Origin of the sequence: Paenibacillus sp. FSL P4-0113 (assembly GCF_038009305.1) — a bacterium.
Taxonomy (GTDB): domain Bacteria; phylum Bacillota; class Bacilli; order Paenibacillales; family Paenibacillaceae; genus Paenibacillus; species Paenibacillus polymyxa_D.
This window is the reverse complement of sequence record NZ_JBBPAZ010000001.1, coordinates 155,980-168,350: the sequence shown is the minus strand read 5'-3', so window position 1 is coordinate 168,350 and position 12,371 is coordinate 155,980. Positions and strand designations below refer to the sequence as shown.

Annotated in this window: 9 protein-coding genes and 1 pseudogene; 2 read left to right on the top strand and 8 right to left on the bottom strand. The window is 46.7% G+C overall.

Translation table 11 applies throughout. From position 1 onward, the window contains the following. Window positions 1–6: 6 nt before the first annotated feature. The 3 genes from MKX46_RS00785 to MKX46_RS00775 form a co-directional block, all read right to left on the bottom strand. A complete protein-coding gene (locus MKX46_RS00785; RefSeq protein ID WP_029519108.1) occupies window positions 7–822 on the bottom strand; it encodes an ABC transporter permease in 816 nt (271 codons plus the stop codon). After that, window positions 819–1,838, bottom strand: coding sequence for an ATP-binding cassette domain-containing protein (locus MKX46_RS00780; RefSeq protein WP_165147309.1), 1,020 nt, complete (start codon window positions 1,836–1,838; stop codon window positions 819–821). Before MKX46_RS00780 ends, MKX46_RS00785 begins: the two co-directional genes overlap by 4 nt. A 78-nt stretch (window positions 1,839–1,916) precedes the next feature. Next, window positions 1,917–2,246, bottom strand: a complete 330-nt coding sequence (locus MKX46_RS00775; protein ID WP_013310063.1) for an antibiotic biosynthesis monooxygenase family protein — start codon at window positions 2,244–2,246, stop codon at window positions 1,917–1,919. Between the two features lie 134 nt (window positions 2,247–2,380). On the opposite strand from MKX46_RS00775, the gene MKX46_RS00770 reads away from it, so the two are divergent. After that, window positions 2,381–3,241: a LysR family transcriptional regulator gene (locus tag MKX46_RS00770; protein WP_341070766.1), complete on the top strand. Its 861-nt coding sequence runs from the start codon at window positions 2,381–2,383 to the stop codon at window positions 3,239–3,241. Between the two features lie 5 nt (window positions 3,242–3,246). Here the strand turns inward: MKX46_RS00770 and MKX46_RS00765 are convergent, their stop codons facing one another. Then, window positions 3,247–4,434: a GTP-binding protein gene (locus MKX46_RS00765; protein ID WP_029519104.1), complete on the bottom strand. Its 1,188-nt coding sequence runs from the start codon at window positions 4,432–4,434 to the stop codon at window positions 3,247–3,249. A 184-nt stretch (window positions 4,435–4,618) separates the two neighbouring features. Here MKX46_RS00765 and MKX46_RS00760 point away from each other — a divergent pair. Continuing rightward, window positions 4,619–4,735, top strand: a pseudogene (locus tag MKX46_RS00760) (multidrug resistance efflux transporter family protein); the annotation flags it as partial. Window positions 4,736–4,885: 150 nt separating this feature from the next. On the opposite strand, the gene MKX46_RS00755 reads toward MKX46_RS00760, so the two are convergent. The 4 genes from MKX46_RS00755 to MKX46_RS00740 form a co-directional block, all read right to left on the bottom strand. After that, entirely contained in the window at window positions 4,886–5,860 is a 975-nt protein-coding gene (locus MKX46_RS00755; protein WP_029519103.1) for an aldo/keto reductase, read from the bottom strand. A gap of 403 nt (window positions 5,861–6,263) precedes the next feature. Further along, window positions 6,264–8,939 (bottom strand): YhgE/Pip domain-containing protein, encoded by a 2,676-nt coding sequence (locus MKX46_RS00750; protein WP_341070765.1) that lies wholly within the window; start codon window positions 8,937–8,939, stop codon window positions 6,264–6,266. A 210-nt stretch (window positions 8,940–9,149) separates the two neighbouring features. Next, window positions 9,150–9,701 carry a DUF2062 domain-containing protein gene (locus MKX46_RS00745; RefSeq protein WP_049817076.1) on the bottom strand — a complete coding sequence of 184 codons (552 nt, stop codon included), beginning with the start codon at window positions 9,699–9,701 and terminating at the stop codon, window positions 9,150–9,152. A 190-nt stretch (window positions 9,702–9,891) separates the two neighbouring features. Beyond that, window positions 9,892–12,345: a glycogen/starch/alpha-glucan phosphorylase gene (locus tag MKX46_RS00740; RefSeq protein ID WP_341070764.1), complete on the bottom strand. Its 2,454-nt coding sequence runs from the start codon at window positions 12,343–12,345 to the stop codon at window positions 9,892–9,894. Window positions 12,346–12,371 lie beyond the last annotated feature (26 nt).

Below are 12,371 nucleotides of genomic sequence, written 5' to 3'. Positions count from 1 at the left end.
GCCATCTTATGCTTTACGCATATATGCACGCACCGTAAGCGGCGCGAAAATCGCCACAATGACTGTAGCGCCAAGCAGGGAGATCGCCAGTTCCCCGCCAATCGTTCCCGTATTCGCAAGCTCCCTGACTGCGTTCACAAGATGTGAAATCGGGTTGACGTTCACAAACCACTGTAGCCAACCAGGCATTGTGTCCACAGGCACAAATGCGTTGGAAACAAAAGTGAGCGGAAACAGAACAATCATGGAGATGCCCTGTACACTGGAAGCAGTGCGGGCAATCACGCCAAAGAAGGCGAAAATCCAGCTGACTGCCCAGGAACACACGATGACCAAAAGCGCGGCGATAGCAACACTCAGCAGCCCTCCCTCTGGCCGATACCCCAAAATATACCCCATGGCGAAGGTAAGTACAGTCGCAATAGTATACCGGATACTGTCAGCCAGCAGAGCTCCAGCCAAAGGCGCAATACGTGCGATTGGGAGTGACTTGAACCTGTCGAACACTCCTTTGTCCATATCCTCACGTAGTTGGACGCCGGTAACGACGGAGGTCGAGATCACAGTCTGCACGAGGATGCCTGGAATAATAACCGGCAAATAATGCTGCACGTCTCCTGAGATGGCGCCACCAAAGATATAGGTAAACATAAGTGTGAAAATGATCGGCTGGAGCGTGACATCAAACAATTGCTCGGGAGTATGCCGGATCTTCAGAATGCCCCGGTAGGCCATCGTCATGGAATTGAAGAACGCCTGTCTGAAACTCACAGACTTCTTCAAAGTGCGATCAAAACCTGTCATAACCGTAGTGCTCTTCATGCTCTCGCCCCCTCCCCAGCATGCGCTCCTTGGGACGTCTGCTGCTCGTTTACTTGTGCCCCATGACCAGTGATGGACAAAAACACCTCGTCAAGCGTCGGCTTTTGCACACTCATTTCTGCTAGACGAATCTCTCCAGTACGGAGGGCAATCAGCAGGTCCGTTACCCGATCTGCATTGGCCATCGGAGAAATAATCTTTCCAACTTCCACTGACACGCTGGACTTGACTGAAAGCACCTGTTCAACGATCTGAACAGCTCTCTCAATGTCCTGTTGATTTTGCACTTTGAGTTGCAGAGTCGACGCCCCCACTGCCGCTTTCAGTTCATCCACCGTACCCTCAGCGACTACCCGGCCATGATCGATCACCGCGATTCGGTCAGCAAGTTGATCCGCCTCGTCGAGGTACTGGGTAGTGAGCAGTACGGTGGAACCGGTCTTGACCAGACGCCGGATCGTGTCCCACATCTTGACACGCGTGCGCGGGTCTAGTCCGGTAGTCGGCTCATCCAGGAAGATCAGCGGCGGCTTAGCGATGAGACTGGCGGCCAAGTCCAGTCGGCGGCGCATGCCTCCCGAAAAATTTTTTAACGGTCGCTTGGCTGCTTCGGCCAAGCCAAATTCCTCCAACAGCTCCGCTGCCTTATGACGCGCCTCGGCACGTCCCAGTCCAAGCAGTCTAGAGAAGATGATCAAGTTCTCAGTAGCGCTAAGCGACTCATCGACCGATGCGTATTGGCCTGTTACCCCGATCAATTGACGCACAACCTGCGGCTCCTTTACTACATCGTGCCCGAAGATACGCGCTGATCCACCATCAGGTCGCAATAACGTTGACAGCATTCGGATGGTAGTCGTCTTACCTGCTCCATTAGGGCCGAGCACACCGTAGATCGTGCCAGCATGGACATTCAAATCGACACCGTCAACCGCATGCTTATCACCAAAAGTTTTAACGAGTCCCCTTGCTTCAATGGCCAAGGTCTCTTTTTTGTCTGTATAATCCACATTCATATCCTCCCTATACGGTTTCTATAGCGAGGATAACCCACGTTTATGAACTGAATATGAATAGAAAGATATTGAACCTATTTACACTGTAAAAAAATAATCTCGTTCTACCTTGCTCACTCTTAAACCAAATGTTTTATACCACTCGGATTTCCCTTTTTCCTGCGCTACCTTGTGCAGCTCGTTATGTTTCCAATTTTTTATAGCGTCTAGAGACTCCCAATAGGAAACTGTGATGCCTACTCCATTGTGATCACGAACACTTTCCACACCTAGAAAACCAGGCTGCTCGGCAGCCAGTTCCACCATTTTGTCTCCCATCACTCCGTATCCGCCATCTCCTTCCGTACGTTCAGAAGTAAAGATAGCCGCATAATAGGGTGGCCGAGGAGTTTTAGCAATTGAGTTCATATGTTCCTCCTAAAACAAAAATATATAACCTTTCTTTCATTTGATTATAATCATAAATATTAAATAAAAAAAATGAATATATCTGATATGATACATGAATATATTTCATTAAAAAAATAGGAGTGAACAGGAATTTGTTTAAATATAAGATTTTTCTTTGCGTAGTTGAAATGGGAAGTTTCACAAAGGCCGGGGAAGTTTTAAATCTTACACAATCGGCAATCAGCCATGCGATCTCTGGATTGGAACATGAATTAGGGTTGACTCTTCTGATCCGAGGTCGTTCAGGCATCAGATTGACCAATAACGGAGAAAGATTGATGAAGCAATTTAGAGAGATCGTACAAATGGACGAAAAGCTCTACCAAGAGGTAGCTCTAATTAAAGGATTGGAAATCGGAACCGTAAAGATCGGCACATTTTCAAGCGTCTCTATTCATTGGCTGCCCCGTATTCTAAAAAAATTCAATGAGCAGTTTCCTCTTATTGAAATAAAACTGCTCGATGGGAACTACCATGAAATTGAGAGCTGGATAATCAGTGGGGAGGCTGATTTCGGCTTTGTGAACCTCCCCACGCTAGACACATTAGAGGCGTTGCCCTTAAAAGAAGAAAGCATGCTTTGTCTACTTCCTTCCGATCATATTCTGGGAAAGCAAGCCTCCATTCGAGTAGAACAGCTCAGAGATGAGCCTTTTATTATGCCTGTTGCAGGCTGTGACACCGATGTAAGGAATATTTTTTCACAGCATAATATGTCACCTAAAATCAAATATGAATTAGAAGATGACCATGCGATTATGGCTATGGTGCAGAATGGACTAGGCGTGAGTATTCTTCCTGAAATGATCCCGTCTCACATTCCTTACGACATCTCTATTCGTCCATTGGATGAGAGGCATTCCCGTACTATCGGTATCGCTACCGCTTCCTTAAAAAATGTTTCTCCAGCAGCTAAAAAATGTATGGACTTTATTAATGAATGGATCAACTAGCTTCATCATGTCGGCCAAGGAAGCGGATTTTCAAAACTGGACCAGTCCATATCCATTTCATTATCGTTCAGCAGACATTCATCTAGCTCTTCTTCCAAGTCCGGTCGATTCATTCCGATACCGATCATGACGATTTCGTTCATGCGATCGCCCCATTGTTCATCCCATTGGTCCAGAGCCTCAGGGTCAGCTGCAACGATCTCCTGCCGTTCTTCTTCGGATAATGCAGCAAGCCAGCTTCCCGCAGGGCCAAATTGAATAGATGGTCCTGCCTGACTAATACTCGCTGCCCAATCCTGCGGGGTTGCAATCCAGGCCAAACCTTTGGCGCGAACGATCTCCTCCGGCCAATAGTTCATAAATTCAGCCAATCTTGCAGGATGAAATGGTCTTCTACGACGATATACAAAGGAATTTATCCCATATTCGTCCGTTTCCGGTGTATGGCTTTCAAGCTCCAGCTCCCGAATCCATCCAGCGGATTGACTAGCCTTGTCAAAATTGAACAGCCCTGTATTCAAAATGTCCGAAGGAGCGACCTTTCCCTTGGAAGTACGAATGATTCGGGCTTCAGGCTGTAATCTCCGCAGCACACCCTCCAGCTTATCCAGCTCAGCAGACTGAACCAGATCGCACTTATTCAGAATCAATACATCACAGGTTTCAATCTGGTCTATGAGCAAGTCCGAGATATCACGCGTGTCGTCTTCACCAGTAGCCTGCCTGCGATCCAGTAACGTTTCTCCTGATTCAAAATCATGCCAGAAACGGTTCGCATCGACTACGGTCACCATGCAATCCAGTTTTGCCAGCGATGCCAAATCAATGCCAGTTCCTTCATCGGCGTACGTAAAGGTTTGAGCGATTGGCACAGGTTCACTGATGCCTGTAGATTCGATTAAAATATAATCAAACTCGCCTTGTTCCGTCAGTTTCTTGACCTCCACCAATAAATCTTCACGCAATGTACAGCAAATACAACCATTAGACAACTGGACCAGTTTTTCTTCTGTTCTGGACAAGCCGCCCTCTTTTTTAACCAGCTCAGCATCTATATTCACTTCACTCATGTCATTGACGATGACTGCCACTTTCATTCCGTCCCGATTGTTTAATACATGATTCAAAATCGTTGTTTTTCCTGCACCCAAATATCCGCTCAACACTGTTACTGGTATTGCTTTCTTATTCATCGCTGGTACGCTCCCTTGAATATCGGCTTTTCATTTTCATTTTCATTTTTTAAATCGTAATAATTACTATTAACACCAACTTTCAGTAATATACAGCATCCCTTTTGCCTTGTCAACCGTAAAAAAACTCTTGAAATGAATGACCTAAGTTATTATTAATATGAGAAATAACGATATTTAAAGAGTTTTATTTTTTAAAGCTATAGATCAGGTTCGTGGAAATATGCAAAAACTGGCGACCGTAGAAGCAACACAATCTCTGGAAGTTCTTTTTGCATTAATGGGAGAATTAATCTTTTTGTTTTAGCGCATATATATTTTTTCCATGGTCGTTCAAATGTGGATCAGGCACCAGAAAAAAGCAGCAGATCAAAGAGAGGCTCCTGATCTGCTGCTTTTTGCCGATGATTTCTAACAAAGAATGATGCTTTATGACGAGTACAAAGTATTATTACCAAGCGTAGGCTTCTGGCGCAGGTTTTCCTGGACCTGGAAAAATCTCATTCAGCTTGGCAAGCACTTCCTCGCTCAATTTGACCTCAGGTACCCGTAGAGCATCCTCTAACTGTTCTAAGGTCCGTGGTCCGATAATTGGAGCCGTTACAGCCGGATGGGAAAGTACCCAAGCCAGTGCAATCACGTCTTCCTTTTCACCCAGCTCGCGGGACAATGCTGCAAATTGCTCCAGCTTCATACGATTCTGCTCCACCTTTTCCTTGGCGCGTGCGCTGCGGGAACCTGTACCAGCTAACGCATTCCGTCCCAGCAGTCCGCCCGCCAACGGGCTCCATGGGATCACACCCAGCCCCAGCTCCTGAGCTGCCGGTAATACTTCAAGCTCGGCGGAACGTTCGTTCAAGTTGTACAAATGCTGCTCGGATACAAGCCCCAAAAAACGCCGTGCCTTCGCTTCGGCCTGCGCCACCGCAATGTGCCAGCCCGCAAAATTACTGGAACCGATATAACCAACTTGTCCCCGATCCACCACGGACTCGAATACGCCCCACAGCTCATCCCATGACACGTTTCGGTCAATGTGATGCATTTGGTATAGCTCTACATGGTCGGTCTGCAGACGTTTCAGAGACGCATCCAAATGGCGGCGAATTTTGTAAGCAGACAAGCCTGATCCTGCATTGGGTCCGTCATGTTCATTTTTCATATCTCCGTATACCTTCGTTGCCAACACGACCTTCTCGCGTCTTCCGCCGCCCTGCTGGAACCAACGTCCGATAATTTCCTCTGTCCAACCTTTACGGTCATGGCCATATACATTAGCCGTATCAAAAAAGTTAATGCCCGCATCCAGTGCGGCATCCATAATTTTAAACGCATCCTTTTCTTCGGTTTCTGGTCCGAAATTCATCGTCCCCAGACATAACCGACTCACCTTTAAGCCTGACTTTCCTAAGTATGAATACTCCATACTACCTCCCGCCTTTGCTTAAGGATTTTAAAATTCCGCAAAATTACATGCCAAAAAAGACCATACTCCGTTTATTCACCAGAACAAACCGCATTGAAACACCCCCAAATGCAATTTAAAGTTTGGAGAGCGCATGCAAAAAGGCCTCCGCACCATGCCGAAGCATAACATGCGGAGGCCACCTCCCCGTACTACCCGCCGAATATTAAAAGAAGGTGACTTTACGGCGGATGCCAGCAGAGCGGAGGATTTGAATCTGGAGAAGCGGCGCGTTCGCCTTTGCCACGGGATTCTTACCTTTTCATGTCTATCTAATCCAAAGAATCCCGTGGCAACAGCGATCGTAAGATCAAATCCTTCGCGGAGCGCGTTTATCCACCGTAACTCACTCTCTATTTAACAATCAAGGAATTAATTTCGTTTCTTTCGCTCGCTCAGCCATTTTTTTCGTATGCTTGCTGAGCGGCTTCTTCAACACCAATCCAAACAGGAAGCAAACACCGATAAATACAAACAGCATCACCACATCCCGTATCACCGTTGAAGCCAACATCCCTCCTACTGTCTCTCGTAACAGACTAACCGCATAGGTAAATGGTACAAATGGATTCAGCGCCTGAAAGAATGGTGTACTCGTCGCAATCGGAAACGTCCCTCCTGAACTGGAGAATTGAAGCACCAGCAGGATGACCGCCAGTCCCTTGCCGATATTGCCGAACACAGAAACTAGTGTATAGGTCATCGCCGTAAACACCAGACTGATCAGCATAGAGGATAGTACAAAGGCTACTTTGGCATCCACATACGCCCCGAGCAGGAACAAGTCACCGAGAGATACGCTCAGCGCCTGAAAAATACCAATTGTGGAGAATGTCATCAGCCGTCCGAAATACACTTGGTAGCTTTTAAATTGTCCTTCCGGGTCATCCACATCTACCCTGAACATTGATACCAGTAGCATCGCACCTACCCAAATCGACAATGTAGTGTAAAAAGGTGACATCGCAGAACCATAGTTAGGGATTGGATATATCCGTTCCTGCTTCAACGATACCGGACTGCCGAGAAACTCACTTTCCTTTTTCACATCCCCCTTGAGCAATGCAATAGCGCGTCCGAGTGCATTTTCGCCCTTAAGCTTGCGAATGGTATCTGCAGCCTGACGTATGGAATCCTCGGCAGCTGGAAGATCGGTCCTTACAAAATTGGCTACTTGGTGCACCGCTTTTTCCGCTTCAGGAAATTTATTTTCAATTAAGTCAGCCATTTTGACAAACTGTTGTTCCGCTTTGGGCAAATCATTACGCACAAAATCTGCCGCCTGATGAATTTTACTTTTAACCATCGGCAAATCGTTATTTACGAAGTCTGCTGCTTTGTTCACAGCATTCGTAAACTCGCCCATACGTCCCTGAATCGTTGTCGCCGCTTCATGCAGTTTCTGACGGTATTGTGGCAGATCCTGCTGGAGACGTGTTAGCTCTTGCTGGCCGAATTCTGCTGCACCCTGTGCGTCATTTAATAGCTTTTCAATATTCGGTAGCTGCTCTTGAGCTGTAGTCAGCACATTGGCAGAATTGCGGGCAACGGATTTGATCTGATCTAGCGCCTTTTGAATGGCGGGTGCATACTCCGTATCATAATTGCCCAAAATGTTGTCAATTCCGCTACTGATTTCTCCAGCAAGGCGATCAGTGTCATCCAGCAGATTTTGCGCAGGCTTTTCACCGCGCTGGATGGCATTCCCGATACTAGTTACTGTGCTATTCAGACGGCGGAAACGATCCTCCACCCCGCCCACACGGGAAATAAGTGAATCCAGAGGTTGACTTGGCAAGTATCCGTTCACACGGTTCAGCAATTGAGAAATATGATCCAGCACCCCCACGGCAGTTGTCAGCCTACCGCTGACACGATTCACCGCAGCTTGTGCTGCTTTAGGATCAAAATCCACACCACGAATGATGTCTGTAATCTGAGAAACCTCATTCGCAATTTGTTGTACCAGTTGTAAATCTTCTTTAACTACTGTACCTATCGAATCAAGCGCACCCTCATTTTTGTCCAGAAATTCAAGTAAACCGGTTGTAAAGTCCTTGCCTGTGTCCGCTATCTGCTGTACTTCTGGCAGTGCCCTCTGGGCAGCATTAATAACTTTAAGAGCCGTTTGCGTATCCTCCAGGGCGGTGGTCAGTGCGCTTTCTACCTTGCTAAAATTTTGATCCAGTTCAACAATTCGATCACCAGCCTTTTGAATATCAGGTAGTCTTTTTTGGATATCTAAAATAATAGCGGCTACCTTGTCCAGCTCAGGCATGTTTTTGTCAATTTTGAGCACCAGGTCACCGGCGCGGTTAATTTCAGGAATTTTCTCCTTCAATGCGATAATCTTTTGTCCCTGCGCCTTAATTTTCGGCAAATTTCGCTCCAGCTCCAAGGCCTGTTTGCCCAACCTATCGATATCCGGTAGTCGATTATTTAGCTCCAACACCCGGTTTTCAATGTTACGAATTGTCGGGAGTTCCTCCTCCAACTTTACTCCAGCATCCTTCAACTTCGTCAATACCGCCTGGCTGGCAGTTTCAATAAAGTTTTGGCTAATCTGGTTCGTCAGAGAGGTTGCCCCCGAAGATGTAATTTTCGGAGCTACTGCATTAATTTTTTCATTTACGGCGTAATCAATTTCCGGCTTTTGCGGATTTTCCGTCAGCACACTCGTAATTTTCTCTGAAAAGTCTTTCGGGATCAGCAGGCTGGCATAATAATCACCATCCAACACACCTTTCCGTGCTTCCGCTTCATTGACAAAAGTCCAACCCAGCTTCTTGTTATTTTGAAGGTTATGCGAAACCTCATCGCCGATATTAATCTTTTTACCATTCACTTCTGCACCCTGATCTTGGCTGGTAACTGCAATTTTAATTCCAGATGTATTCGCATATGGATCCCACATCGCTTTCAAATTCACCCATGCATAGACGGAAGGCAAAAGAATGATGCCAATGACTAATAAAGTCCCGGTCGATACTTTGAATACATTTCTCCAGTCTGTTAAGTAGATTTGCCATATCTTCCGCAACTTCATCACTCCTTGTATGTACATTAACCTGTCGTCCAGTGTTGTATGCACACGTATTGTAAACGATTCGAGCAAATGAAGCCAATCCTGTTACAATATATGCCAAAAGCGTATGGGTCTTATAGAGATCATAGGCTTTTTCTTGCCCCAACTCAAAGAAGCCCTTCAGACCTAATGAATAGGCTCGAAGAGCTTCTTTCTTATACATAGTTATCCATTCTTCAGCAGTCTGGCCGCCGAAAATGCTGCGCCATGACGCAACTTCCGCTTCTCCAACCGTTTGTGCAGCGAACGATTATACAGAACCTGAATGACAAAATACGAGATAATGCCCAGCACCACACCGAAAATCGACATGCCGATCAGGATGTGCAAGCCTCCGTGCAACAAGTCTCTGAATACAGACCAGTTGCCGTGAAACAGCTCCATAAAAGAATGCTCGTGAAGTCGTCCGCCCCTGACATGTACCGGATAATGAGATGGATAAATCCAAGCCCCCACTTGCTTGGCGAATGGCATTAGTACAATTGGCAAAAAGGTCAGCTTACCTACAACGTTACCCACAATGGCCGCAGGCAGCGAGCCGCCAGAGAGACGAACAATCGGATAAAAAACAAGGTATACCAGAGAAGCCGTGGAAATCACAATCATCTCCAGCGCAAAGCCAATGGCGAAGCCCAAGGAGATCTTTTTAACTCCTCCAGGGGCGCGCAACAGCTTGATGAAATTCAGCCGAATCGCACGCCCTATATTTTGAAACATATTATAGTTCTTCTTCGATTTATGAGGTTTGAGCCTTTTCGGATTGAGCTTTATCAATAGGAGGACTCCTTCAACAGTACAATTCAATTTCAGGAATGAGTATTTACAGCTCCCATCCTTACTTATGTCTATACTGTCATTATAACCCTCAGCGTTCGAAAAGCAATGCTATTCCGCCTGTTTCGCCGTTTTAGGACAGAATTCGCTTGTAGACATCGTTCTGGAGAGGTACAATGTCCCAAATCTCAGCCGCGTATTGCTGAATCGTACAATCACTAGAAAATTTACCGGAGTGTGCCATATTGACAATAGCACGCCGAGTCCACTCCGAGGGATTCCGATACACCTGTTCAATATGAACCTGCGTATCCACATAGGCTGCGAAGTCCTTGAGCACAAAGTATTCATCATTATGATCAATCAGGGATTGATAAATGGCCTCAAATTCCCGTTCATGCCGCGTAAAAGGAGCATCGTTCACAAGTTGATCCAGCACTTCACGCAGTCTTTCGTCACTGTTGGCTGTTTTGCGCGCCGAATACTGGCCGTCCCGGTAATATGCCTCGATCTGATCCACCTTCAATCCAAAAATGAACATGTTGGCATCGCCTACCATTTCATGCATTTCAACATTGGCTCCGTCCAATGTACCTATTGTGAGCGCACCGTTCATCATAAATTTCATATTGCCTGTGCCTGAAGCTTCTTTGCCTGCCGTGGAAATCTGCTCACTGACATCCGCCGCAGGAATAATCAGCTCCGCCAGTGAGACCGAATAATTTTCAAGGAAAACGACTTTCAGCTTGTCCTTGACTTCCACATCTCGATTGATCGTGTCCGCCACGTTATTAATGAGCTTGATCGTCTGTTTGGCGAGAAAATAACCGGGGGCGGCTTTGGCTCCAAAAATAAATGTGCGTGGCGTCACATCCAGGCCCGGATTACTTTTAAGCTGGCTGTATAGATGCATCACATGCAAAATATTGAGCAGTTGTCGCTTATAACCATGCAACCGTTTGACCTGTACATCAAAAATGGAGAACGTATCCAATCGCACGCCCTGTTTTGCAAAAACATACTCAGCAAGCCTGACTTTATTATTTCGCTTAATCGCCTGTATCCGTTCTTTGAACGTCTCGTCCCCACTGTAACGAAGCAGGTCGATGAGCTCCCTTGGACGGGTCCTCCAGCGTGTGCCGATCGTCTCATCGTACAAGCTTGCCAGCTCCGGGTTGGCGTGCATCAGCCAGCGGCGATGGGCAATCCCGTTTGTTTTATTGTTAAAACGGTCAGGGTACAGCTCGTGAAACGACTTCATCTCTCGTTCCTTTAATATTTGCGTATGCAGCGCAGCCACCCCATTAACGCTGTAGCTGCCGACGATTGCCAAGTGGGCCATACGGATTTGTTCACCGTGAATAATCGCCATTTCACCAATTTTGATGTCCTGGCCTGGGTAACGCTCCAGTAGTATAGCGCAATAACGTTTGTTAATTTCTTCAATGATTAAAGAAATACGAGGAAGCAGCTCCCGTACCATATTAACAGGCCATTGTTCCAACGCCTCACTTAATATCGTATGATTCGTATATGAAACGGTTCGCGTCGTAATATCCCATGCTTCGTCCCAGCCCAAGCCCTTCACGTCCATCAGAATACGCATCAGTTCCGGAATAACTAGGGTCGGATGTGTATCGTTAATGTGCAGTGCTATTTTATCGGGCAAATGGCTATAAGGTAAACGAAGCTTCTCAAACGTACGCAAAATACTTTGTAATCCGGCCGAGCACAGGAAATACTGCTGCTTCAAGCGAAGCAGCTTTCCCTCATAATTGGAGTCGTCCGGATATAGAAATGCGGAGATAGATTCCACCGATCGATTGTAGTCGAGAAAGCGGTAATAACCGCCTTCGCCTCGAATCGGTCCTCGAACGGGATCAAGCGCTGATTCCGCACTCCAAATCCGCAGCGTATTCACCTGTGTATGACCATAGCCTACCAGCGGAATATCGTAAGGGACAGCCCAGACCGTTTCAGCATCCTTTGTCTCGAATACAAGATGTCCCTCCTGTTCATGGGTTTCCACTCTTCCCCAAAAATGAACCTCGACCTTTTTATCAGGACGACGTTCCTCCCAGACATTCCCTTTCTGTAGCCAGTAATCCGGCAGTTCAACCTGATTGCCGTCCACAATACGCTGTTCAAACAGACCATATTTATACCGGATGCCGCACCCATGTCCTGCATAGCTAAGGGATGCCAGCGAGTCCATGAAGCAAGCCGCCAGACGGCCGAGACCCCCATTGCCTAGCCCCGCGTCCGCCTCCTGTTCTTCAATTTCCTCCAGATCCCAGCCCAGTTCACCCAATGCCTGCCGAACCATATCCAGGACGCCCAAATTCAGCAGATTACTGCCCAGTAGACGACCTATCAAAAATTCCAGGGAAAAATAATAAATCTGCTTCTCTTGTCCTTCTTTATAGGCTTGGTTCGTTTCTGCCCAATTCTTGCCGACTTGTTCACGAATCATGCCACCCAAAACCTTATATACGTCTTCCGACTGAGCCTCCTGCATCGGTTTGCCCAGCCTTCCGACCAGTTGCTCTCGAAAAGCCTGCTTAAATGCTTCTTTATTGCTGAACAAAGTTGTACCTCCTGTTATTTCCGTTT

What these genes read in the sequence shown, in the direction of transcription:
- MKX46_RS00780 (WP_165147309.1), bottom strand. Translation starts at nt 1,838, where the DNA reads ATGAATGTGGATTATACAGACAAAAAAGAGACCTTGGCCATTGAAGCA.
- MKX46_RS00765 (WP_029519104.1), bottom strand. Translation starts at nt 4,434, where the DNA reads ATGAATAAGAAAGCAATACCAGTAACAGTGTTGAGCGGATATTTGGGT.
- MKX46_RS00745 (WP_049817076.1), bottom strand. Translation starts at nt 9,701, where the DNA reads ATGTTTCAAAATATAGGGCGTGCGATTCGGCTGAATTTCATCAAGCTG.
- MKX46_RS00775 (WP_013310063.1), bottom strand. Translation starts at nt 2,246, where the DNA reads ATGAACTCAATTGCTAAAACTCCTCGGCCACCCTATTATGCGGCTATC.
- MKX46_RS00785 (WP_029519108.1), bottom strand. Translation starts at nt 822, where the DNA reads ATGAAGAGCACTACGGTTATGACAGGTTTTGATCGCACTTTGAAGAAG.
- MKX46_RS00755 (WP_029519103.1), bottom strand. Translation starts at nt 5,860, where the DNA reads ATGGAGTATTCATACTTAGGAAAGTCAGGCTTAAAGGTGAGTCGGTTA.